This window comes from Cupriavidus sp. GW822-FHT02D05 (genome assembly GCF_058802485.1).
This window is the reverse complement of the sequence record NZ_JBXAOE010000004.1, coordinates 86,291-107,369: the sequence shown is the minus strand read 5'-3', so window position 1 is coordinate 107,369 and position 21,079 is coordinate 86,291. Positions and strand designations below refer to the sequence as shown.

22 protein-coding genes and 1 pseudogene are annotated in these 21,079 nt (G+C 64.5%); 17 read left to right on the top strand and 6 right to left on the bottom strand.

Annotated features, from left to right (window positions below; translation table 11 throughout):
- Nucleotides 1-35 precede the first annotated feature (35 nt).
- Nucleotides 36-149: pseudogene (locus AC1RQK_RS07050) on the top strand (DUF2274 domain-containing protein); the annotation flags it as partial.
- 5 nt (nucleotides 150-154) lie between these two features.
- On the opposite strand, the gene AC1RQK_RS07045 reads toward AC1RQK_RS07050, so the two are convergent.
- Nucleotides 155-1,390 (bottom strand): multidrug effflux MFS transporter, encoded by a 1,236-nt coding sequence (locus AC1RQK_RS07045; protein WP_492370460.1) that lies wholly within the window; start codon nucleotides 1,388-1,390, stop codon nucleotides 155-157.
- An 82-nt stretch (nucleotides 1,391-1,472) separates the two neighbouring features.
- On the opposite strand from AC1RQK_RS07045, the gene AC1RQK_RS07040 reads away from it, so the two are divergent.
- Nucleotides 1,473-2,342, top strand: coding sequence for a LysR family transcriptional regulator (locus AC1RQK_RS07040; protein ID WP_492370459.1), 870 nt, complete (start codon nucleotides 1,473-1,475; stop codon nucleotides 2,340-2,342).
- Nucleotides 2,343-2,662: 320 nt separating this feature from the next.
- Here the strand turns inward: AC1RQK_RS07040 and AC1RQK_RS07035 are convergent, their stop codons facing one another.
- The 3 genes from AC1RQK_RS07035 to AC1RQK_RS07025 all read right to left on the bottom strand — a co-directional run bounded on the left by AC1RQK_RS07035 (nucleotide 2,663) and on the right by AC1RQK_RS07025 (nucleotide 5,259).
- Nucleotides 2,663-3,673 carry an AraC family transcriptional regulator gene (locus tag AC1RQK_RS07035; RefSeq protein WP_492808205.1) on the bottom strand — a complete coding sequence of 337 codons (1,011 nt, stop codon included), beginning with the start codon at nucleotides 3,671-3,673 and terminating at the stop codon, nucleotides 2,663-2,665.
- Between the two features lie 161 nt (nucleotides 3,674-3,834).
- Entirely contained in the window at nucleotides 3,835-4,890 is a 1,056-nt protein-coding gene (locus AC1RQK_RS07030) for an alkene reductase (RefSeq protein ID WP_174427523.1), read from the bottom strand.
- Between the two features lie 72 nt (nucleotides 4,891-4,962).
- Nucleotides 4,963-5,259 carry an ArsR/SmtB family transcription factor gene (locus AC1RQK_RS07025; RefSeq protein WP_174427524.1) on the bottom strand — a complete coding sequence of 99 codons (297 nt, stop codon included), beginning with the start codon at nucleotides 5,257-5,259 and terminating at the stop codon, nucleotides 4,963-4,965.
- 313 nt (nucleotides 5,260-5,572) lie between these two features.
- Here AC1RQK_RS07025 and AC1RQK_RS07020 point away from each other — a divergent pair, with 313 nt between their 5' ends.
- From AC1RQK_RS07020 to AC1RQK_RS07010, 3 genes are all read left to right on the top strand, one after another.
- Complete coding sequence (locus AC1RQK_RS07020; RefSeq protein ID WP_492370594.1) at nucleotides 5,573-6,727, top strand: MFS transporter; 1,155 nt, start codon at nucleotides 5,573-5,575, stop codon at nucleotides 6,725-6,727.
- Between the two features lie 178 nt (nucleotides 6,728-6,905).
- Nucleotides 6,906-8,492 carry a DUF1800 domain-containing protein gene (locus AC1RQK_RS07015; RefSeq protein ID WP_492808203.1) on the top strand — a complete coding sequence of 529 codons (1,587 nt, stop codon included), beginning with the start codon at nucleotides 6,906-6,908 and terminating at the stop codon, nucleotides 8,490-8,492.
- A 28-nt stretch (nucleotides 8,493-8,520) separates the two neighbouring features.
- Nucleotides 8,521-9,873: a DUF1501 domain-containing protein gene (locus AC1RQK_RS07010; protein WP_492808201.1), complete on the top strand. Its 1,353-nt coding sequence runs from the start codon at nucleotides 8,521-8,523 to the stop codon at nucleotides 9,871-9,873.
- A gap of 26 nt (nucleotides 9,874-9,899) precedes the next feature.
- Here AC1RQK_RS07010 and AC1RQK_RS07005 read toward each other — a convergent pair whose 3' ends face one another.
- Nucleotides 9,900-10,484 carry a gamma carbonic anhydrase family protein gene (locus tag AC1RQK_RS07005; protein ID WP_492370455.1) on the bottom strand — a complete coding sequence of 195 codons (585 nt, stop codon included), beginning with the start codon at nucleotides 10,482-10,484 and terminating at the stop codon, nucleotides 9,900-9,902.
- A gap of 246 nt (nucleotides 10,485-10,730) precedes the next feature.
- On the opposite strand from AC1RQK_RS07005, the gene AC1RQK_RS07000 reads away from it, so the two are divergent.
- The 6 genes from AC1RQK_RS07000 (at nucleotide 10,731) to AC1RQK_RS06975 (ending at nucleotide 15,155) form a co-directional block, all read left to right on the top strand.
- Complete coding sequence (locus AC1RQK_RS07000; RefSeq protein WP_492808199.1) at nucleotides 10,731-11,459, top strand: SAM-dependent methyltransferase; 729 nt, start codon at nucleotides 10,731-10,733, stop codon at nucleotides 11,457-11,459.
- 151 nt (nucleotides 11,460-11,610) lie between these two features.
- Nucleotides 11,611-12,129 (top strand): BON domain-containing protein, encoded by a 519-nt coding sequence (locus AC1RQK_RS06995; RefSeq protein WP_492370593.1) that lies wholly within the window; start codon nucleotides 11,611-11,613, stop codon nucleotides 12,127-12,129.
- A gap of 160 nt (nucleotides 12,130-12,289) precedes the next feature.
- On the top strand, nucleotides 12,290-13,165 hold the full coding sequence (locus tag AC1RQK_RS06990) for a hypothetical protein (protein WP_492808198.1): 876 nt from the start codon (nucleotides 12,290-12,292) through the stop codon (nucleotides 13,163-13,165).
- A gap of 45 nt (nucleotides 13,166-13,210) precedes the next feature.
- On the top strand, nucleotides 13,211-13,615 hold the full coding sequence (locus tag AC1RQK_RS06985) for a nuclear transport factor 2 family protein (protein WP_492370452.1): 405 nt from the start codon (nucleotides 13,211-13,213) through the stop codon (nucleotides 13,613-13,615).
- 224 nt (nucleotides 13,616-13,839) lie between these two features.
- Complete coding sequence (locus tag AC1RQK_RS06980; RefSeq protein ID WP_492370451.1) at nucleotides 13,840-14,769, top strand: alpha/beta hydrolase; 930 nt, start codon at nucleotides 13,840-13,842, stop codon at nucleotides 14,767-14,769.
- The gene (locus tag AC1RQK_RS06975) at nucleotides 14,766-15,155 is read left to right on the top strand and encodes a RidA family protein (RefSeq protein ID WP_492370450.1); all 390 of its coding nucleotides are present in this window, start codon (nucleotides 14,766-14,768) and stop codon (nucleotides 15,153-15,155) included. The genes AC1RQK_RS06980 and AC1RQK_RS06975 overlap by 4 nt, the downstream gene beginning before the upstream one ends.
- Nucleotides 15,156-15,275: 120 nt before the next feature.
- Here the strand turns inward: AC1RQK_RS06975 and AC1RQK_RS06970 are convergent, their stop codons facing one another.
- Nucleotides 15,276-15,992: an FCD domain-containing protein gene (locus AC1RQK_RS06970; RefSeq protein WP_492370449.1), complete on the bottom strand. Its 717-nt coding sequence runs from the start codon at nucleotides 15,990-15,992 to the stop codon at nucleotides 15,276-15,278.
- A gap of 431 nt (nucleotides 15,993-16,423) precedes the next feature.
- Between AC1RQK_RS06970 and AC1RQK_RS06965 the strand changes: the two genes are divergently transcribed.
- From AC1RQK_RS06965 to AC1RQK_RS06940, 6 genes are all read left to right on the top strand, one after another.
- Nucleotides 16,424-17,413 (top strand): Bug family tripartite tricarboxylate transporter substrate binding protein, encoded by a 990-nt coding sequence (locus tag AC1RQK_RS06965; protein WP_492808196.1) that lies wholly within the window; start codon nucleotides 16,424-16,426, stop codon nucleotides 17,411-17,413.
- Nucleotides 17,414-17,458: 45 nt separating this feature from the next.
- Nucleotides 17,459-18,418, top strand: a complete 960-nt coding sequence (locus AC1RQK_RS06960; RefSeq protein ID WP_492808194.1) for an NAD-dependent epimerase/dehydratase family protein — start codon at nucleotides 17,459-17,461, stop codon at nucleotides 18,416-18,418.
- A 275-nt stretch (nucleotides 18,419-18,693) separates the two neighbouring features.
- Nucleotides 18,694-19,761, top strand: a complete 1,068-nt coding sequence (locus AC1RQK_RS06955; protein WP_492808192.1) for a porin — start codon at nucleotides 18,694-18,696, stop codon at nucleotides 19,759-19,761.
- A gap of 103 nt (nucleotides 19,762-19,864) precedes the next feature.
- Nucleotides 19,865-20,080: an EthD domain-containing protein gene (locus AC1RQK_RS06950; protein ID WP_492370445.1), complete on the top strand. Its 216-nt coding sequence runs from the start codon at nucleotides 19,865-19,867 to the stop codon at nucleotides 20,078-20,080.
- A gap of 18 nt (nucleotides 20,081-20,098) precedes the next feature.
- Nucleotides 20,099-20,320 carry an SDR family oxidoreductase gene (locus AC1RQK_RS06945; protein WP_492370444.1) on the top strand — a complete coding sequence of 74 codons (222 nt, stop codon included), beginning with the start codon at nucleotides 20,099-20,101 and terminating at the stop codon, nucleotides 20,318-20,320.
- Nucleotides 20,321-20,454: 134 nt separating this feature from the next.
- Nucleotides 20,455-20,952 (top strand): MarR family winged helix-turn-helix transcriptional regulator, encoded by a 498-nt coding sequence (locus tag AC1RQK_RS06940; RefSeq protein WP_253931624.1) that lies wholly within the window; start codon nucleotides 20,455-20,457, stop codon nucleotides 20,950-20,952.
- Nucleotides 20,953-21,079: the final 127 nt, after the last annotated feature.

Sequence of the window (21,079 nt, the reverse complement as noted above, 5' to 3'; positions counted from 1 at the left end):
GTAGCAAGGCAAGCAGAAAGCTGATCGATGCCTGCTACGCACTGGACCACACGCAGACCTACGGCGAAGCCGTCGATGTGACGAAACTGAGCCCCCACATGCTGGAGGCGTTCATGGCTGGGGATCGGGGATTCAAGAGGCGTACCTGATGGCCTCAGACCACGCCCGTCCGGCGTCCAGGCCGTGGCAGACAGGTGGACAGCGCGATCAGGCCGAGCACCAGCACCGCGCCGCTCAGCACGCCAAGGCCGGTGCCGAAGGCCGCGCTGACACCCATTGCCACCAGCGCGGCGCTGCCGATCTGACAGAACCCTACCAGTCCCGACGCGGTGGCCGCATACCCGTGCTCGCTTGCAATGGCCCCGGACACCGCCAGCGACAGCGACGAACCATTGGCGAGACTGACCAGGCACATCGGTAGCACCACTGCGGTCGCGCCATGGAGCCCCAGTGCCGCCACGGCCAGGAATGCCACACCGCCAAGCACGAAGCACATGATGCCGGCAGCGAGGATGCGGTCGTAGAGCCAGCGATCAAGCAACCGCTTGGCCAGCAGGTTGGCACCGATGATGCCGGCCGTCAGCGGCAGGTACAGCCAGCCGCTTTGTTCCTCACTCAAGCCTTGGCGCGCGAAAAGAAACGGCGATTGGGTCAAGTAGACGAACCAAGCGCAATAGATCGCGCAGACCACCAATGTATAGCGGCGAAAAGTTCGGTCGCGCAGGACATGACTGAAGCCGGCAAAGGGAGAGGTCCGGGTGCGGGCAGCAATGGGTAGCGTTTCCGGTAACAGCGTCATCACCATCAGTAGTGCCACGACACCGAACGCGGCGACGAACAAGAAGTCTGACCGCCAGCCGAAGGCCGCTGCCAGGTGCCCGCCTATGGCCGGTGCCAGGGCTGGCGACAGCGACACCAGCGGGTAGATCACCGCATAGACCTTGGCAGAGGTGCGCCTGTCGCAAGTGTCGGCGATCAGGGCGCGGCCAACGACAAGGCCTGCAGCCGCGCCGACCGCTTCAAGCATGCGCCACGCCAGGAACCCGTTGTAGGTGGCCGAGGTGGCACAGCCCACCGAGCCGACGATGTAGAAGGCGATGCCGGTCAGCAGTACGGGCTTGCGGCCATTGCGGTCCGACAGTGGCCCGTAGGCCAACTGGGCAATTGCTAGTGCCAGCAGGTAGAACGAGATTGTCTGCGGCATCTGCCAGTCGGCGACGCCGAATTCCGTGGTCATGCTCGGCATGGCGGGCAGATAAACGTCCGAAGCAATCAGGCCGAAGGCACTCAGCATGGCGACGGTCAGAATGAACGGTAAGCGAGGCATGGCAGCTCCCGGCAGCCAGGCGGGCCGGCTGCGCGTCAAAGGTTCAGAAGGAATGGGCGCCATGTTACGGAGATGCCTTCCATGTGAAAATGCACGAAACAGCAGCCTATGGCTGCATATTTGCAGTATTGACAATGGAGTAGTGATGAACTGGGACGACGTGCGGATATTCCTGGCCATTCAGCGCGCCAGCACCTTGCGCGGGGCTGCGCAGCAACTGGCCATCGACCAGACCACGGTGGGTCGGCGTCTGAGCGGATTGGAGCAGGCGCTGGGCAGCCGGCTGTTCCTGCGCACCACGGGCGGCTTGGTGCTGACCGACACCGGCCAGCAAGTGCTGCGCATAGCCGAGGACATGGAACGCATGGCCGTCTCCTTCGAGCGCCGCAGCGAAGGTGCCGACGCGCGCGTGGCCGGAGAGGTGCGCGTGACCACCACCGACGCGTTGGCGGTGGACTTCGTGGTTCCGGCCATTGAACGCCTGCGCGCCAGCCATCCCGAGGTGCGGGTGATCCTGAGCACCACGACGCGGCTGCTCGACCTGGCGCGGCGGGAGGCCGACATTGCTGTACGTACCCTGCGGCCGGAGCAACCGGACTTGATCGTCCGCCAACTCGGCTGCTGGGAAGTTGGCCTGTACGCAACCCGAGGCTATCTGGCCAAGCATGGTGAACCGCAGCCCGGAAAAGGCTTTGCGAGCCACGACATTGCGCTCTACCAGGAGGGTGTGACCGGCCGGCAGGACGACACGCTGGTGGGTGAATCCAGGGCACAGGGTCGCGTGGTTGCCGAGCTGGATTCGAGCCTGATGCTCACGACCTTCGTGCGCGCCGGCTTGGCGATAGGCGAGTTACCCGAGTACCTGGCCCGGCGCGATCCCGCGCTGGTGCGGCTATGGCCGGAGTGCCGGCGGGCCAAGCCCTACGAGGCGTGGCTGGTGTTGCACCAAGACTTGGCGCGCACGGCCAGAGTGCGTGTCGTCGTGGAGGCGATCACATCGGCTTTCGCCGATTGAACGTCAGGCATGGGCGAGCCACGTATTCGCTTTTGGGGAGCGATGGTCGAGAGGCTGATATGACTCCCCGTGTCAATCGGGATTGGTTTGGTTCAGTTGACAGTTTCATGTAGTTTCTCCCACCCAATTCCTTGAGGGCGGCGTCCACATAAGCCACTCTAAGCGCGTGGCGTAAGGAAAAGAATGGCCGGGCGCCGCATGGCGGCTCCGGCCGTTCTTTTGAGTCCGGGGGGGGGGGGCCGTCCGCTATGCCCGCCTGCTCTTTAACGCCGCGCAGATCGTCTCGTGGGTCTTCTCATCCTGTTGGTAGTTCCGCAGCGCTATAGCGCACGCACGGGAATACACAACTCGCAGGTCAGTGAACCCGTTCGCGCGTCCAGCGCCGACACTGCCGAGAACCGTTCGAAGCACGGACGCTCGTCGCATTGCAGACCGCTGGACGGCAGCCATTCGCGGGTCAGCCAGGTCCATGCCTGGGCGATGGTGGCAGGGGCGCCGCTGAATTGCGCCACGGCGTAACGTCCGCCCGGCAGGACGGAGATGCTGGCCTGGCCGCTGGGCTGGAAGGTCTCAGGTATCTCCACGCAGGCGTCGTAACGGCACTTGTCCGGCGGCGTGATGCCGGGGGCGTCGTGCCCGATGCCGTAACACGTTTGCCCGGCCAGGCCGTTGGCGTGCATCCATGGCGCGACAGCTTCACGCCAGAAGGTGCCGATGGCCGGACCGTAGGGGCCGATGTGGCGTTGGTAGGCGACACGTGCTTCGGGTAGATCGATGACGCGGACTTCCATATTGCTCTCTCCATCTGTTTGGCAGGAGAGGCCATGGTCGATGAAAGCACCGCCATCCACCTGATCGGCATTGCGCAGGACCTGATCCGGATTGCTATGGCGGTTGGCCAGGCGCGCGCGCGCCGCCGCGGCCTGCGTGGCCCGGTGTTCGGCTGCGCCGGCGCGCCAGGCAGAGGGCGTGCAGCCAAACTTGAGCTTGAAGGCGCGCGCGAATGCCTCGCCGGAGCCGAATCCGGTGGCTAGTGCTATTTCCAGCACCGAGGCGCCGGGTTTGCAAGCCAGCTGAAATGCGGCGGACTCGAGCCGGCGCCGGCGTGCGTAGTCGCCCAGCGTCTCGCCCATCCAGGCCGCGAACAAGCGATGAAAATGGAAGCGGGAAAAGTTCGCGACGTCCGCCAGTTGGGCCAGGTCGAGCGGTGTGTCCAGATGCTGGTCGATATAGTCGAGCACGCGGTTCATGCGCCGCGTGTACTCCGCGCGATGGATGCGCAGTTGCGATGGGTCTGACTGCGGGCCTTCTGCTTGGTCGGTGGGTGCCATGGCTGCGGATTATGGCATGACGGCGACAAGCGCAAACCGTCCCGACCAACGGAAAACGCCCCGCGCTGGGCGGGGCGTTCAACCGTTCAACCGTTCGACTAATCGACCAGTTCGCCCGGCCGCGCGCGCTCATGCAAGCCAGCGCGGGCCGGCAGCCGTGCTCAGGCAAGCGCGGGGTAGTCGATATATCCTTCTGCGCCCGAGTGGTAGTAAGTCTCCGGCTGCGGCGCGTTCAGCGGCGCGTCGATCTGCAGGCGGCGCGGCAGGTCCGGGTTGGCGATGAACAGCTGGCCAAAGGCCACCGCGTCGGCTTCACCGGCTTGCAGCACGTGCTCGGCGGTTTCCTTGGTCATCTTCTCGTTGGCGATATAGGTGCCGCCAAATGCCTTCTTCAGCGCGGGGCCGAGGCGGGGCTCGCCCAGCGCTTCACGTGAGCAGATGAAGGCAATGCCGCGCTTGCCGAGTTCGCGCGCCACGTAGCCGAAGGTGGCCGGCAGGTCCGAGTCGCCCATGTCGTGCGCATCGGCACGCGGTGCCAGGTGAACGCCCACGCGCGATGCGCCCCACACGTCGATGCAGGCGTCGGTCACTTCCAGCAGCAGGCGGGCGCGGTTTTCGAGCGAGCCGCCGTAGGCGTCGGTGCGCTTGTTGGTGCTGTCCTGCAGGAACTGGTCGAGCAGGTAGCCGTTGGCGCCGTGCACTTCCACGCCGTCGAAGCCGGCGGCCTTGGCATTCTCGGCGCCGTGGCGGTAGGCCGCGACGATGCCGGGGATTTCATCGGTTTCCAGCGCGCGCGGCGTGACAAACGCGCGCTTGGGGCGCACCAGGCTGACATTGCCCGCGGCGGCAATGGCGCTGGGCGCCACCGGTAGTTCGCCGTCCAGGAAGACCGGATCGGAAATACGGCCCACGTGCCACAGCTGCAGGAAGATGCGGCCGCCGGCGGCGTGCACGGCATCGGTCACCACCTTCCAGCCAGCGACTTGCTCGTCGGACCAGATGCCCGGGGTGTCGGCATAGCCCACGCCTTGCGGGGTGACAGAAGTGGCTTCGCTGAGGATCAGGCCTGCGGAGGCGCGCTGCACGTAGTACTCGGCCATCAGGGCGTTGGGCACGCGGCCGCCGCCCACTGCGCGCGAGCGCGTCAGCGGCGCCATGATGACGCGGTTGGGGAGGTCGAGGTCGCCGATGCGGATGGGGTCGAAGAGAGAGGTCATGTCAGTTTGTCTGGGTGTCGAGGAGAGTGGCGCACCGTGGGTGCGTAAGTAGGCGCTCGCGCGCCGCGGGTATCAAAGATCGCTGTGCATGTGATCGAGAAAGGCCTGGATGGTCTGCTCGTCACGCTTGAAAAAAATCCATTGGCCAACCCGCTTGGAAGTCACCAGCCCGGCGCGTTGCAACGTGGCGAGATGTGCCGACACGGTGGATTGCGACAGTCCGGTGCGCGCGTCGATCAGGCCCGCGCAGACGCCCAGCTCGAGCGGATAGTCCTGCACGGCGAAATTCTCCTGCGGGGCTTTCAGCCAGGCGAGGATGCTGCGCCGTACGGGATTGGCCAGGGCCTTGTGGATGGCGTCGATGTCCATTGCGTGGGTTTGTCCGGTATCGGAGGCGCGGGCTGTTTCGCGTTTTGGCGAAACATATATCCGCTTCTCACAAAATTAATATCGCGACTATACGATATACGTCGCGGCTCTGCTGGAGTGGTCTTTGCGCCACCTGGTAGTGCCTACTCGACGTATGGTTATTTCTATCTGGTTGCTTAAAGAAACCAATGTGACTTAGACTCCGTTCAGTTTCTTTATAAAACCAAATGGATCCATGATGACGCCTAACCCAGCCACCGCCGCCACCCTGGCCACCGCACCGTTGGCGCAGACCTCGGACGCGCCGTCTGCCATGCCGTCGTCGCTGGTCTGGCTGTTCGCATTGGCGTGTGGGCTCAGCGTGGCCAACGTCTACTACGCGCAGCCCTTGCTGGATGCGATGGCGCGCGAGTTCGGCTTCGGCTATGGCTCGGTCGGCATCGTCGTCACGGCCACGCAGGTGGGCTGCGCGCTGGCGCTGCTGCTGCTGGTGCCGGTGGGCGACCTGGTGGACCGGCGCCGCCTGATCCTGCTGCAGTTGCTGTTGCTCGCCGTCGCCCTGGCGCTTGTGGCGGCGGCTTCGACGCGCACGGCATTGCTGGCAGGCATGCTCGCCGTGGGTCTGCTGGGCACGGCGATGACCCAGGGACTGATTGCGTTCGCGGCCACGCTCGCCGCGCCGGCCGAGCGCGGGCGCGTGGTGGGCGCCGCGCAGGGCGGCGTGGTGATCGGCTTGCTGATGGCGCGGGCTATGGCGGGCGCGCTGGCGGATCTAGCCGGCTGGCGCGCGGTGTACGTGGTCTCGGGCGTGCTGGCGTTGCTGATGATCGCGCTACTGGCGCGCCGTTTGCCGCGGCAGGCCAGCGCGCCGGTGAAGATGCGCTACATCAGCCTGCTCGCGTCGATGTTCATGCTGCTGGCGCAGGAGCGCGCGCTGCAGGTCCGTGGCGTGCTCGCCATGCTGATGTTCGCCGCGTTCAGCGTGTTCTGGACCGCGCTGGTGCTGCCGCTGAGCGCGCCGCCGTATTCGATGTCGCATACCGCTATCGGTGCCTTTGGGCTGGTTGGCGCCGTGGGCGCGCTGGCGGCCGCGCGTGCCGGGCGCCTCGCGGATCGCGGGCTGGGACAGTGGACCACCGGCATCGCGCTGGTGCTGCTGGTGGCGTGCTGGGCGCCGCTGGCTTTTGCGCCGGAGTCGCTGTGGCTACTGGTGGCGGGCATCATCGTGCTGGACCTGGCCGGGCAGGCCATCCATGTCACCAACCAGAGCATGGTGTTTCGGGTGCGGCCGGAAGCGCACAGCCGGCTGGTGGGCTGCTACATGTTGTTCTATGCGCTCGGCAGCGGTGCCGGGTCCATCGCCTCGACGCATGTCTATGCGCGCGCAGGATGGTCCGGCGTTTGCATGCTGGGCGCGGCGATCAGTGCGGCCGCGCTGGTATTCTGGGGTGTGACCTTACGCCGGTAACGCGGCGATAAAGCAGCGATAAAGCAGCGATAAAGCAGCGATAAAGCGGCGATAAAGCGGCGGGAACTTTCATTTTGCTTACTGGTTCAGACTGGTTATCGGATGAATCCACGTCAACCAAAACCCGTCCGCCAGCGTAAGAGCGGTGTCACCCCTTGGGGTTCGAGACAGGCCAACCATGTCCTTGAGCATTTCACGCCTGCTGTCACGCCTGATGTCGGCTTGCCTCCTGAGTGCGGCCGCAGGCCTGCTGGGTGCTTGCGCGCAAGGCGGCGGCGCGCCGGAGGGTACAACCGGTGCGGCCCTGAAGCCGGCCGACCTGCACTGGCTCAACACCGTTACCTTCGGCGCCAACCAGTCCAGCATCGAGCGCCTGCGCAAGCTGGGGCGCGAGCGCTATCTCGAAGAACAACTCAAGGCGCCCGGCACCGATACGGGCGAGCTTGCCACCACCATCGGGGCGCTGAGCATTGCCCAGCAAAGTGGTGAGCAAAGGCTGCGCAGCGTGCGCGCCGAGCAGCAGCGCATCAACACCCTTACCGACGAAGACGAAAAACAGAAGGCGCGCGACGCGCTCAACCGCAGCGGCAACGACGTGGTGCTCGACACCAGCCGCCGCCATCTGCTGCGCGCCCTCTACTCGCCCGCGCAGCTGCGCGAGCAGATGACGTGGTTCTGGATGAACCACTTCAGCGTGTACTCCGGCAAGGGCTCGGTGCGTTGGGTACTGGCCGACTACGAGGACAAGGCGGTGCGCCCGCATGCGCTGGGCAAGTTCCGCGACCTGCTGATGGCGACCGTGACATCGCCCGCCATGCTGGAGTACCTGGACAACGCGCAGAGCGCGGTCAACCGCATCAACGAAAACTATGCGCGCGAGCTGATGGAGCTGCACACGCTGGGCGTGGCCGGCGGCCCGAGCGGCTCGCGCTATACGCAGCAGGATGTGCAGGAACTGGCCCGCGTGCTCACCGGCCTGGGCATCAACGCCAGCGGCGAGCCGCCCAAGCTAGCACCGCAAAAGCAGGCGCTTTACCGCGCGGGCGGGTTGTTCGAGTTCAACCCGAACCGGCACGACTTCGGGCCCAAGACCTTGCTTGGCCATCGTATCGAGCCGAGCGGTTTCCACGAGGTGGAGCAGGCCGTGGAGATTCTCAGCCGCGATCCGGCCACCGCGCGCTTCATCTCCTACAAGCTCGCCGCGCACTTCGTCGGCGATACGCCGCCGCCGTCGCTCGTCAATCGCATGGCAGGCACCTTCACGCAGACCGATGGCGATATCGCGGCGGTGCTGCGCACGCTGTTCCTGTCGCCTGAGCTGAACACCACGCTGGCCTCCGGCACGCGCAAGTTCAAGGACCCGATGCAGTTCGTGGCTTCGTCGCTGCGGCTGGCATATGACGGCCGCACGGTGGCCAACCTGCGCCCCGCCATCGGCTGGCTTAACCAGCTTGGCGAGCCGCTCTATGGCCGCATCACGCCGGACGGTTTCCCGGCAGCGGAGAGCGCATGGGCCAGTTCCGGGCAGATGGTCAAGCGCTTCGAGATCGCGCGCGCCATTGGCTCGGGGCAGGCCGGGCTGTTCTCCAAGGATGATGGCAAGCCGGCCGAGCGCACCGGCTTTCCTTTGCTGACCAACCGCGTGTTCTTCGACAGCATCGAATCCACGCTCGGCCCCGCCACGCGCACCGCGATGACGCAGGCGACGTCGCAGGCGGAGTGGAACACCATCTTGCTGTCGTCGCCCGAATGGATGCAGGACTGAGCAGTCCGCCCTGAACAAGGAGTACCCCATGCAACGACGTGACTGGCTAAAGGGCGCGGGGCTTGCCGGACTCGCGGCATTGGCGCCCGGCATCGTCTCGCGTGCCTACGCGCTGCCGCAGCAGGCCGATGCGCGTTTCCTGCTGGTGTTCCTGCGTGGTGGCTACGATGCCACCAACGTGCTGGTGCCTGCGGGCAGCGATTTCTACTACGCATCGCGCCCGACCATCGCCATTGCCAGGCCGGTGGCGCAGGGCGCTCCGGCCGATCCGCGCGCCGCGCTGTCGCTGGCGGCGGCCTTCGATGGCGGCGCGGGCAGGGGCATCGATGCGTGGGCGCTGCACCCCGCGCTCAAGGACAGCCTGCTGCCGCTGTGGCAGAAGCAGCAGCTTGCGTTCGTGCCGTTTGCCGGCACCGATGACCTCTCGCGCAGCCACTTCGAGACGCAGGACGGGGTCGAGGCCGGGCTGCCGCTCGCCGGCAACGGCAAGGGCAGCGGGCACATCGATGCCTCGCTGCGCGGCTCCGGCTTTCTTAACCGGCTGGCCGAATCCATGGGCGGGCGCGCCGCGCCCGTCGCCTTTACCGACGGCCTGCCGATGGTGCTGAGCGGCGCGCTCACCGTGCCCAATGTCTCGCTCAAGGGTACCGGACGCACGCCCTTCGACGAGCGCCAGACCCGCGTGCTTGCGCAGATGTATCGCGGCACCCGCTTCGAGTCGCTGATCAACGAGGGCTTCGAACTGCGCCAGACCGTGGCGCAGGAGGCCGAGGCCATGCAACGCCGCAACACAATGATGGCCGCGAACCTGCCCGCGCAGGCCGAGCCTGACATGGCGGGCCGCATGCAGGAGATGCAGGCGGCCAACCGCCGCGCGCTCAGCGCCAAGGGCTTCGAGGTGGAAGCGCGTCGCATGGCGGGGCTGATGCGTGAGCGCTTCAATCTTGGCTTTATCGATGTCGGTGGCTGGGATACGCACGTGAACCAGGGCGGCGCACAGGGACAGCTGGCCAACCTGCTCGATAACCTCGGGCGCGGCATCTCCGGATTCGCGGACGAGATCGGGCCGGCGTGGAGCAAGACCACCGTGGTGGTGGTCTCCGAATTCGGCCGCACCTTCCGCGAGAATGGCACGCGCGGCACCGACCACGGTCACGGCACGGCGTACTGGGTGGCCGGCGGCGCCGTGCGTGGCGGGCGCATTGCCGGCGAGCAAGTGGCGGTGGAGCAGCGCACGCTGAACCAGAATCGCGACTGGCCGGTGCTCAATGAATACCGCGCGATGCTGGGCGGGCTCTTCAAGCGCCTGTACGGGCTGGACGATGCGCGCCTGGCACATGTGTTTCCCGATGCGCGGGCAGTGGATATCGGGCTGGTCTAGCTCGCGGCGATCGTGGAGAGTTTGTGTCAAACGTCGGTCGCCCCCAGCTCCGCCTGCAGCCGCTCCATCTCTCGCATCATCTGCGCCGAAAACGCCGGCCCTTCCCACGCCCGATAATTCTGCTCCGCATAGGCCAGCGCGTTCTTGTAATACAAGAACGCATTGAGCCGGTTGCGCACATAGTTGTTCTGCGTGCGCGTGACCTTGCCCGGGCTGCCCATCACGATGGAGTTGGGCGGAATCACGGTGCCTTCCTTGAGGAAAGCGTGCCCGGCAATGATGCAGTTGTCGCCGATCACGCAGCCGTCCATGATTGTGGCGTTGATGCCGATCAGGCAGTTGTCGCCGATCGTGCAGCCGTGGATGGTGCAGTGGTGGGTGATCGAGCAGTGGCTGCCGATGATGGTCGGCGTGCGATCGCCGATATGCAGCATCGCGAAGTCCTGGATATTGGTGTAGGCGCCGATCACGATTTCCCGACTCTCGGCGCGCGCTGCCACATTGATCCAGATCGATGCGCCCTCGTGCACGGTGATCTTGCCGTAGAGGTAGGCCGATTCGTGCACGTAGGCGGTGGGGTGCAAGCTCACATCGGGGCCGATGAATGCCATCGCTGTCTCCTTGGGTTATTTTTGGATTGCGCAGATTGTACGTCGATGCGTTGATGCGCCGGGGTGCGTTCCATCTGCCGCGTCGACGCCTTCGCGACGGGTTCGTTTCCGTTTTTGTATTCAACCTTGAGCTGGTAGGTTTCATCCCAGCATAAGTTGTCATCTTGTCGCGCAGGGACCGGCCCTTTAGGCTGTTCAGGGTCATCTCCCTGCAACAAGACAGAGCGAACGAAAAGGAACGCTTCCATGAGCCCCAATAAAACCGCCGCCGCTGATCCCGCAGCCAAATTCGACCCCGGCCGCGCTGGCGAGTACGAAAAGCAAAGCCGCATCGCGCTGGCTGGCTACGACGCCTGCCATGAACTGTCCGCCTGCATGCTGGCGGCAACGCTCGGCACCGGGCGCGCGGCCGAGGTGCTGGTGGTCGGCGCCGGCGGCACGGCACAGGAGATCGTTTGCGCGGCCAGGCTGGAGCCGGCGTGGCGCTTCACGGCGGTCGATCCGTCGGCGCCGATGCTGGACCTTGCCATGGCGCGCGTCGCCCAGGCCGGGCTGGCCGAGCGCACGCATGCCGTGCCGGGCGTGGTGGAGGACCTGCCCGCCACGCCGCGTTTCGACGCCGCCACGTTGATCGGCGTGCTGCATCACCTGCCGGGGGACGACGCCAAGCGCGATATCTTGCGCGCCATCGCAGCCCGCCTGAAACCGGGCGCGCCGCTGATCCTCGCCGGCAATTACCGCGCCTATGCCAGCGAGCCGCTGCTGCTGGCTGCGTGGGGCGAGCGCTGGCGCATGCAAGGCGCCAGCGCCGACGAGGTCCAGGCCAAGCTGGGCAAGATCCTGCAAGGCGCGGACCCGCCGCACTCGGAGGCTGCCGTGCAGGCGCTGCTGGCCGAGGCGGGCTTTGCCGCGCCGCAACGCTTCTTCGGCAGCCTGTTCTGGGGCGCGTGGCTGGCGCGCAAGCAGGGCAGCTGAGCCTGGACGCTCGCGCATGGCCGGGCTTTGCGCGCAGGCCAGCCGGTTCTATCCTACGCAGACGAGAGCCGCCCTCAAGGAGCTTGCCATGCCCGTCCGCTCTTTGTCCTTGCCCGTGCTGATCGCCATGGCGGCGCTGGCCGGCACCGCCATGCTGGCATGGCCGGCGCGCGGCGCCGACAGCGACCAGGAAAACCGTGGCCACGATCCCTTCTTCCAGATCTCGTCGCGCATCGCCAGTTGCCCGGAGCCGCTCGGGCCTCGCGTGGACGAAGCACAATGGCGGCGCGACGCCCATCACCGGATCGAGGACGGCAACCACTGCTATGTCGAAGGCCGCTGCCGTCTCGGCAATGCCTACCAGTACGAGAAGGAAATCGTGGAAAGTACGCAGCGCCGCCTGCAGTCGCTGTCGATCACGCTGCCGGGCTGGCGGGAATCCTCGCTGTGGCTCACCGTGCGGGGCCGCTGGCTGCTGGTGCAGGGCTGCGTGGGGCGGGGTTTCCCCGGGCAGCCCTTCGTGGCCGCATTGCGCGAAGTTGCCGACGTGGAGATCGTGGTCGACCAGATCACGGCGGATCCGGCGCGCGGCGTGCCTTACCCCGTATTCGGTGGCCGTCCCGGCCCGGCGGCGGCCGTTCCGCCTCAATCCGGCCGAGAGCCGAATTAGGCATTTTCTTCCTGGGCTTGGATTCTTTGGTGCTGGCGCCAATCCGGGTTGTGGGGCGTCATGCCAAGTGCTACCTTCTGGGCGTGCTGGCGGCCCGTCCGGGTTGAGACCCCGACCCATGGGGAAGCGCCAGCGGCAGGTTTTTTGCTCGGGACACGACATGACTGCTCACCCTCACGGGCCGAAGCCCGCCTTCAGGCGGCTGGGTGCGGTGCTGCTTCCATTGCTGCTATGCGGGCTCGCCGATGAAGCCCTGGCGCAGCAAGGCCCCGCCGATAACCCGGCGCAGGGCGTGCCCGGCACCATCTGCGACGCGCCCTGGTTCCAGTCCGGCGCGCGGGCGCAGATGGAGGCCAGTGGCGACATGCCGATGTCGATCACCATGACCATCCGGAACCCGACGCTCACGGATAATGGCTGCAGCGCCTGGCTGTCGATTCACTCGAAGTCGGCGCTGGCGGCCATGATGGGCCCGCCGGTCGTCATGGACCAGGTCCACAAGATGACATTCGACCGCGGCGCGGCGGCCGGCTCGGTCGGCAGCGTGAGCAGCCAGCGCGCCACCATCAATGCGCAGGCGCGCTACACGCGGCTGTTCGGACAGGCATCGTTCCAGGGCAAAGGCGTGCTCAGCTACGCGGGCCTTGCGATACGGGAGGGCGTGGTGCTGCCGGGCGAGACGCTCAGTTCCAGCCTGGATCTCGAGATCCACAGCCTGGCAACGGACGAGATGGTCACGACCATTCGCGCGCCATCGGCCTCGGTCTCGGTTGGCGAGCGGCGTGTCGGCCGTGCGCAATCCATCGAGACCATGCTGGGCCGCCGCGAATGCATGCCGATCACTTACGAAAAGCGCACCTCGCTGGGGCCATTGATGATGGGCGACGACCTCATCCAGACCGAGCCCGCGATCATGAACGTCACCGACTGGTACTGCCCGACGGAAGCGTTCGTGCTGCGCACGGAGGTGCGGCAAAAAGGCAAGGTCGAGAGAATCGACACGACTGCCATTGGCATGGACGACGACGCGCAGTGAGGCAGGATGCAGAGCGCTGGCGGGAACACCAAGGAGCACCACGACATGAACAACGAGAACCAAGAGATCGATTTGCTGCCCTTGCTCCGGCAACTCGAAACCGAACTGCACCGTCCCGCCGCGCGCGGCGATCGCCATCGGCTGGACGCGCTGCTGCACGACGACTTCCTGGAGTTTGGCCGCTCGGGTGGCATTTATACCAAGGCCGACACGCTGGACGAGCTGCCCACCGAAGCCGCCTCGGGCACGATCTGGGCGCAGGATTTCTCGCTGCGCTCGCTTGCGCCGGGCGTGGCCATGCTGAACTACCGCTCTGCCTGCCAGCAGCCGGACAGCCGGCTGGAGCGGCACACCCTGCGCACCTCGATCTGGACGCTGACTGACAAGGGTTGGCAGATGTCGTTTCACCAGGGCACGCCGACGGAGAGCTTCGCGGCAAAGCCCGTGTAATCGAGCAGCTGCATAGCGGCTCCTGCTCCTGGCCGCCACCACATTCATACCGATCCCGGCAGCACAGCGCGCCTGCGGCCCTCTGTGTGCTGAATTGTACGTGTCGCAATAATTTATAAATAATTGCGATTTGTGTTTGTTGACTTGCTATGCATATTTAAATACATTGTCGAGCACGCGGGCGCGCCCGCCATGGAGAAGGCAGGCCGCGCTTTGCAGCCCGCATGACACCCAAGCAAGAACACGCGGCGAGACATGCCGATTCGACCGAGACCAGATTGAATACTTCAGACCCAACTTCCCATGAACCGCAGGCGCAACTGCCCACTGAGGCGGCCCGCACATACGAGCAGACCGTGTTGGACTGGTCCCAGGATCTGCCCGGCGGCATTACGGCGGCGCGTGACCTGCGCTATGGACCGGACCGCCAGCACAGCTATGACGTGTTTACCGCCAACACCTTGCGCAATGCGCCCGTGCTTGTGTTCTGGCACGGTGGGGGATGGACGAATGGCTATAAGGAGTACGTCTCCTTCCTGGCGTCCAACGTGATCCGCCTGGGCATGGTCCTGGTTGCGCCGACCTATCGGCTGGCGCCGGCGCATCGTTTGCCCGCGGCATTTGACGACGCCGTGGCGCTCCTGGCGGAATTGCCCCGACGGATTGGGGCGCTCGGTGGGGACGCCAGCCGGCTTTACCTGGCCGGGCATTCCGCCGGGGGCGGGATCGCGGCAATGGCGGCGCTGCGTACACCGGCCTTGCGCGCGGCCGGTGTCGGGCCCGAGGCGATCCGAGGTTGCCTGCCGATCAGCGGCATCATGGATCTCCATCATCCGAGCCCGCTGCCGCAAAGCCTGGAGGACCGGGTCTATACCATGCTGCTGGAAGCGCCCGATCTTGACGCTGTTATGAGCCCATTGTGCTGGGCCGCAGGCAACACCGTCCCCATGATCCTGAGTTACGGCGAGCACGATAGCGAGCGCGTGGTTCTCTCTAACCGCCGCCTGCGCGCCATGCTGGCTTGCCAGGCCGGCCCGGTCGCATGCCATGTGCAACAAGGGGAGGATCACTTCCGAACGCACACTGCGCTGAAGGATCCTTCGCACCCGTGGTTCGCGCGGCTTTCCGCGCTCGTCGAGGAGACGTCACAATGAAAGAGGTGATCGATATCGGCCTGCCCGTACCGGGCCAGCCCTTCTCTTGGGCAACCAAGGCGGCGGGGCTGCTGTTCACGGCGCATGGCCCGGTTCGCCGCGATGGCTCGGTCGATACCGGGGACATCGCGATTCAGGCGCGGCTCACTTTCGAAAACCTGCGGATGGCAGCCGAGGCGGCGGGCGCGGATCTGTCGTGTGTTGCCCAGGTGCTGGTCACGCTGGTGGATGCCGGCGATGTGCCCGTTGTCGATGCCGTGTATCGGGAGTTCTTTGCCGCGCCCTATCCAAACCGCTCGACCGTGATTGCAAAGGCGCTGGTGGTGCCTGGCATGCGCATTGAGATCGTTGCCTATGTTTCGCTGACTTCCGTGCAAGCTGGCTAAGTCGGCGAACCATGTACGTGAACGAGCGAACACGCAAGTTCGCTGAATGCAGGTGCGCGGAAACACCGGGCGCTGCCCACAATTGGGGCAGCGCATTTCCGCGTTGACCGGTGGCGCGGGCTACTCCGCGAAGCGTTTGCTGAGTACGTCGGCCGTGCGCATCAGGTGCTGGCGCAGCAGCTTGGAGGCCTTCGCGGTGTCGCGGGCGAGGACGGCTTCCATCAGGTCCAGGTGTTCCTTGAGGACATCGTTGGCCAGCTCTTTGCTGGAGCGCGGATAAGCCAGGCGGATACGGCGATACCGCTCCGAATGATCCACCAGTTGTTCGTCGATGCGCAGCAGCCATCTCGAAGTGGCCGCGGAGACCAGCGCGAAATGAAAGCGGCGATGCGCCGATTCCCATAGTTCGACGGCGACAGTATCTGAAGCATCCGTCGGGAGCCGGGCCTTGGTCAGCTTGTAGTAGGCGGCCATGATGTTTGCACCCCAATCGTCGTCGCCGTGCGCGATGGCATCTTCCAGCAGCAACAACTCAATCGACGTGCGCGCGCTCATCAGGTCGAGCAGGTCGCTCCTGGACAGCGGCGAAACGCTGAACCCACGCTGGCCTTCGTTGCTGACGAGTCCTTCGCCGCAGAGCAGCATCAGTGCCTCGCGAATCGGGCTGACACCCAGTTCGTAGCGCTGTTGCAGCGCCTGGAGGCGAAGCTTTTCCCCGGGGGCCAGGCCGCCCGCGATGATGTCCGCGCGCAGCAGTTGATACGCCCGCTCGGAGATGGTCTGCGCTGGAGCGGGTTCGGTGTTCTGCAGCTTACGCAGCAAGTCTGTAGTCCGCATGATCCCTCTTCTATGGTGAATCTCGGCGGGTTTCGGGAAAAACTCAGGAGCGCAGAATTATATACCTGGGATCATCTTTCATAAATTATCGGAGTTCAACGAAATTGTGAGCTAAAGGGATTGCCGCAGCCAGATACGGCTGTGTGCCTGCAACGCTGGTAAACGAAGCGGCACTCAGCGATCCGCTGCCCTCCGTACCTCCCTCCCCATTTCCTTCCGACGCTCGGCATGATTTGTTCGCCCCGGCGTTGTTTAGGGTTTGTACCAACGCTTATTTGATCGAGAAAAATTTATAATTTTTCACATTCCTTATGTGAACATATGTTTCATATATGAACAGATGGGGCGTGGCAAAGAGGGCCTCATGGCGCATGAGGCTGCGTGATCAAGAGTGCATATGTGCAGGTCTAAATAACTTCCAGAGGGTTGTCATGAAGCATTTCGAAAGGCGCAAGGTGTTGGTTGCCATCGCAGCCGTTGTCTCCGTCCTGGCCACCGGTGCCACCTGGGCACAGGGCGGCTATCCGACCAAGCCCGTCACCCTCGTCGTGGCCTATCCGGCGGGCGGCGACACGGACGTGCTGGCACGCCTGTTTGCCGAGAAGCTCACCGGCCGCCTGGGGCAGCCAGTGGTGGTGGAGAACCGCTCAGGCGCGGGTGGGACGATCGGCACGGCATACGTGGCGAAGGCGGCGGCCGACGGCTACACGCTGCTGTTTGCGCCGAACACCATCTCCATCTCGCCGCACGTGCTGCGCCCGGGCACTGGCGCGTCGTACGACCCGCAAAAAGACCTGACGCCAATCGCGCTGCTCGGGACCCAGTCGTTGTTCGTGATCGTGAACAAGGCCGCCGGCGTGAACAAGATGGAGGACCTTGTGGCGCACGCGAAGTCGGGCAGCCTGCAGAGCTATGCCAGCCCCGGCAATGGTTCGCCGATGCAGATCCTTGCCGAGCTCTTCAACAAGTCGGCGGGCGTGAAGATCATGCAGGTACCTTATCGCGGCAGCGCACCAGCGGTCGTTGATCTGCTTGGCGGCCAGGTCCCGATGATGTACTCGACGCTGGGACCGGTTGCGCAATATTTTCCCTCCGGAAAGCTGATGCCTCTTGCCGTGGCCGACCAGAAGCGCTCGCCGTTTGCGCCCAACGTGCCGACGCTTGCCGAGTTGGGATACAAGGACGCCGAGGTCGGGGCCTGGCAAGCCGTGGTCGGACCGAAGGGGATGCCGGCAGAGCTTGTGCGCACGCTGAACGGCCACTTCAACGAAATCCTGAAGATGCCCGATGTGGTTGCCCGCATGGCCACCATTGCCGTGACGGCCCAGGGTAGCGACCCGGCCACGCTGGGCAAGCTCATTGCCTCGGACTATGCGCGCTACGGCAAGCTGGTCAAGGAATTCGGCATCCAGGCGGATTAGTCTTCCGGCAATCAGCGAATCTGCGTTGGGCGCGGAGAACTCAATATGACTACCTTGATAACCGGTGCCGGCCTGATCGGCCGACTGACCGCCAGCCAGCTGCAAGCCCAGGGGGAACCCGTCTTGCTGGTGGACGTAAAGCATCCGGCGCCACAAGACCTGGGCACGCTGCCACTTGAGCTTTGCGACGTCACGGATTTCAACAGGCTCAGCCAGTTGGCAGACGAACACGGTGTCACCGCGATCGTGCACACCGCGGCGCTGCTGTCCACGGCAATCCGCAAGGACCCGCTGGCCGGAATCCGCGTCAATACAATCGGTACCGCCAACGTGCTGGAGCTGGCGAGGCAGCGCAAGCTCGGTCGTGTGGTCATCGCCAGTTCCACGACCGTCATGTACTCGGCGTTCGCCTCGCTGCCGGCTACGCCCATCGTCGAGGATTTCCCGTATCGCATCGTGAGTGAGCGGCCGGCCAGCATCTATGCCGCCACCAAGATCGCGAGTGAGCACCTGGCGCTAGCGTACGCGTCGCTGTACGGCGTGAGCGTTGTCGTGCTGCGCTACGGCGCGGTGCTCGGCGCAGGGGGGGATGCGGTGACCAGTGTGCCCGGAAGGCTGCTGACCAGTTTGCTGCAGGCAGGCCGCCTGGATGAAACCGCGCACCTGGACGATCCGATCCTTCTCTGGAACGGCCGTGAGGAGTTCATCGATGCACGCGATTGCGCCGCGGCTAACCTTGCCGCGCTGCGGGCGCAGGCGCCGCAACAGCGCGTGTACAACATTGCGACCGGCGATTGGTTCTCGGTCACCGAATTCATCGATGTGGTCCGCCAGTGCTACCCGGCGCTGCGGGTAGCGGAGTTGCGTCTGCCGGAGGGCGGCTTTGCCGCTTTCCCCCATGTGCGGCCCGCGCCGTCAGACGTTAGCGCGGCAAGGCGCGAACTCGGATTTCATGCGGCTCACTCACTGGCCGACTCGGTCGGGCATTTCTCCGACTTGCTGTGATCTAGCCAGACCATCCGGGCGGGCTGCGCCGCTACGCAGCCGTCCCTGAAATCGCATTGCACCTGTTTTCCCCCGTCGTTTCGCTCGGGGTGGGTTTTGTGCGCGCTGGATCCTGATTTGTATGAAGTCATGGAATTTGTAAATTTCTTGCGTGATTGCTGATGCTGCCCGCGCAGTAGGGGCAGCTTCGCGAGCAGGGCGAGTCCGAGAGAGCGGGGAAAGTCCGTCTCTCTTGGAATCAAAACGATTCGATTCGAACGGCTGGAGGGAAGGGAATGAAGCGGGCATTGATGGTGTTTGGCGCGGTGGGAGCAATCGGCGCAACGGGAGGAATGAGCGGGGCCTGGGCGCAGTCGTCCAGCGTGACCCTCTATGGCGTGACGGACATGGGCGTTGTCCGTGAAAGCGGCGCCGCTGCCGGTTCCGTGACCAAGGTCACCAGCGGGATGATGGCGGGATCCCGTGTTGGTATGCGCGGGCGGGAAGAGCTGGGGGGCGGATTGGCCGCCTTCTTCACGCTTGAGGCGGGCATCCTGATGGACACCGGCGCTTCGGGGCAGGGCGGCCTGTTGTTCGGCCGCCAGTCCTACCTGGGACTGGACTCGCGCTATGGTCGGCTGACCCTGGGGCGCCAGTACACGACGCTGGCCTACGCCCAGGTCGAAATGGATCCCTTCGTCACGGGCCTGGCCGGCACTTCCGCCAACCTGATTTCGGCTGGTGGGCGTGGCGGCAGCAACCGTTTCGACAATGCCGTGAAATACAACCTGCCTGGCTCGCTCGCGGGCCTCGAAGGCGAAGTGTCGTACAGCTTTGGCGAGGTTGCCGGAAGCACCAATACCAACAGCCAGCTTGGCGCGTCTCTCGGCTATACGCGTGGCCCGTTCAAGGCGAAACTGGCTTACGCCGATGCCCAGGATGCCAACGGACCGGGCAAGAATGCCCGCGAGGTCTTCTTTGGCGCGAAGTACGATTTCGGCATCGCAACGGGGTACTTCAACTATGTCGTCAATCGCGGCGCGATCGTTCCTGGCACGCCCAACTACAAGTCGGAGGATGTGCTGGTCGGGGCTTCCGTGCCGATTGGATCGGGCCGCGCCATCCTCTCCTACATCTACAAGAACGATCGCACGGCGGCGAACAACGATGCCCAGCAGTTCGCCGTGGGCTATGTCTACGACCTGTCCAAGCGGACCAGCATCTACACGTCATACGCGCATATCCGGAACAATGCGCCGAACACCGCAGCGACCGGTTTCTATCGTGTCTGGAATGCGAATGATGTTGGCAATGCCGGCGCCGGCAACAGCGCGGTGAGCATTGGCATGAACCACATTTTTTGATTTGCGGCGCTGGGTGCCAATGGCTAGGGCTGGCAACCCTGCGCTGGCGGCCAGCGCGGCCGCAGGATGCCGCCGCCAGAGCGAGTTTCGTTGAGGAGAGACCGTGATCGTACGTTGTGCATGCTTGCAGGGCGATGTCGACCCGGAGAACCGTATGGCTTTCGATCGGTTCATGGCGTCCGAATTGCGGCCTCTGATGAAGCGCTTTCCTGGCGTTATCTCCGTGCGCATCATGCGTGCCGAGCGCATCGAGGACGGCGGACCTCCGATCTATATGACATTCGAATCTGTCTATCCATCGATCGAGGTCATGGAGTAGCGCGCGAAGAAGATTGCCGTGAACTCGATCGCTCCCGGATTCACCGATACGCCGATGTCGCGCAGGATGCCCGCCGACCAATATGCTTCCGCAGTGGCGCTGGAGCCAGGCGGCGCGGCAGCAAAGCCGGATGATATCGCTAAGGCGATTGCGTTTTTCGCCTCTGACAATACCAGCTTCATTACAGGCCAGACGCTGTTCGTCGACGGTGGAAAGTCGCTCGGCGGGCTGGGCATCTGAAGGCTTCCCTGATTTCGGTCAAGCCGGAAGTGGCCACGCAGGATGTCCTGTGCGAAAAGCGTGATTGAAAGTGATGCAATGTGCTCATTAAAAATAGCTTGCAATTAAATCGTGCGCTATGTATATTTCAGCCCATGGACACGAAACGCACCTCCCGGACCAAGCAGGCGGCACACGACGCCACGGCAAATGCCGCGTCGGCGTTGCTTCTGGACCAGCAGTTCTGCTTTTCCGTGTACGCCACGTCGCTTGCGCTGAACAAGCTGTACCGCAAGTTGCTGGCGCCGCTGGGCCTGACATATCCGCAGTATCTGGTGATGATGGTGCTGTGGGAAGCCGATGGCCTGACCGTGTCGGAAATCGGCGGCCGCCTGCATCTGGATTCGGCCACGCTGACCCCGCTGCTCAAGCGCATGGAAGCGCAGCAACTGCTGCGGCGTGAACGTGCCGTTGCCGACGAGCGTCAGGTCATTGTCACGCTGACCGCCGAAGGCCATGCGCTCAAGGAGCCGGCGCAGGCGGTGCCCCGCGCGGTGCTGTGTGCCTCGGGCTGCAGCGTCGATCAGGTGGTGGCCGTGAAGGCGGAGCTGGACCAGTTGCGCGAGCGGTTTGCCGTAGCGGCCGGCGGCTAAGGATCAAGGCGCCGGCGTGATGGGAGCGGCGGCTGATGGTGGGCTGAACAACTTGACAGCCCGTTTTGATTGTTTAATATATAGCGTGCTATTTAATAGCTAGCTATTAAATATGGAAAGCGAACAG

Bases quoted from the DNA above. Each gene is read 5' to 3' on its own strand.
- AC1RQK_RS07045 (WP_492370460.1), bottom strand. From the start codon at position 1,390: ATGGCGCCCATTCCTTCTGAACCTTTGACGCGCAGCCGGCCCGCCTGG.
- AC1RQK_RS07040 (WP_492370459.1), top strand. From the start codon at position 1,473: ATGAACTGGGACGACGTGCGGATATTCCTGGCCATTCAGCGCGCCAGC.
- AC1RQK_RS07035 (WP_492808205.1), bottom strand. From the start codon at position 3,673: ATGGCACCCACCGACCAAGCAGAAGGCCCGCAGTCAGACCCATCGCAA.
- AC1RQK_RS07030 (WP_174427523.1), bottom strand. From the start codon at position 4,890: ATGACCTCTCTCTTCGACCCCATCCGCATCGGCGACCTCGACCTCCCC.
- AC1RQK_RS07025 (WP_174427524.1), bottom strand. From the start codon at position 5,259: ATGGACATCGACGCCATCCACAAGGCCCTGGCCAATCCCGTACGGCGC.
- AC1RQK_RS07020 (WP_492370594.1), top strand. From the start codon at position 5,573: ATGCCGTCGTCGCTGGTCTGGCTGTTCGCATTGGCGTGTGGGCTCAGC.
- AC1RQK_RS07015 (WP_492808203.1), top strand. From the start codon at position 6,906: ATGTCCTTGAGCATTTCACGCCTGCTGTCACGCCTGATGTCGGCTTGC.
- AC1RQK_RS07010 (WP_492808201.1), top strand. From the start codon at position 8,521: ATGCAACGACGTGACTGGCTAAAGGGCGCGGGGCTTGCCGGACTCGCG.
- AC1RQK_RS07005 (WP_492370455.1), bottom strand. From the start codon at position 10,484: ATGGCATTCATCGGCCCCGATGTGAGCTTGCACCCCACCGCCTACGTG.
- AC1RQK_RS07000 (WP_492808199.1), top strand. From the start codon at position 10,731: ATGAGCCCCAATAAAACCGCCGCCGCTGATCCCGCAGCCAAATTCGAC.
- AC1RQK_RS06995 (WP_492370593.1), top strand. From the start codon at position 11,611: ATGCTGGCATGGCCGGCGCGCGGCGCCGACAGCGACCAGGAAAACCGT.
- AC1RQK_RS06990 (WP_492808198.1), top strand. From the start codon at position 12,290: ATGACTGCTCACCCTCACGGGCCGAAGCCCGCCTTCAGGCGGCTGGGT.
- AC1RQK_RS06985 (WP_492370452.1), top strand. From the start codon at position 13,211: ATGAACAACGAGAACCAAGAGATCGATTTGCTGCCCTTGCTCCGGCAA.
- AC1RQK_RS06980 (WP_492370451.1), top strand. From the start codon at position 13,840: ATGACACCCAAGCAAGAACACGCGGCGAGACATGCCGATTCGACCGAG.
- AC1RQK_RS06975 (WP_492370450.1), top strand. From the start codon at position 14,766: ATGAAAGAGGTGATCGATATCGGCCTGCCCGTACCGGGCCAGCCCTTC.
- AC1RQK_RS06970 (WP_492370449.1), bottom strand. From the start codon at position 15,992: ATGCGGACTACAGACTTGCTGCGTAAGCTGCAGAACACCGAACCCGCT.
- AC1RQK_RS06965 (WP_492808196.1), top strand. From the start codon at position 16,424: ATGAAGCATTTCGAAAGGCGCAAGGTGTTGGTTGCCATCGCAGCCGTT.
- AC1RQK_RS06960 (WP_492808194.1), top strand. From the start codon at position 17,459: ATGACTACCTTGATAACCGGTGCCGGCCTGATCGGCCGACTGACCGCC.
- AC1RQK_RS06955 (WP_492808192.1), top strand. From the start codon at position 18,694: ATGAAGCGGGCATTGATGGTGTTTGGCGCGGTGGGAGCAATCGGCGCA.
- AC1RQK_RS06940 (WP_253931624.1), top strand. From the start codon at position 20,455: ATGGACACGAAACGCACCTCCCGGACCAAGCAGGCGGCACACGACGCC.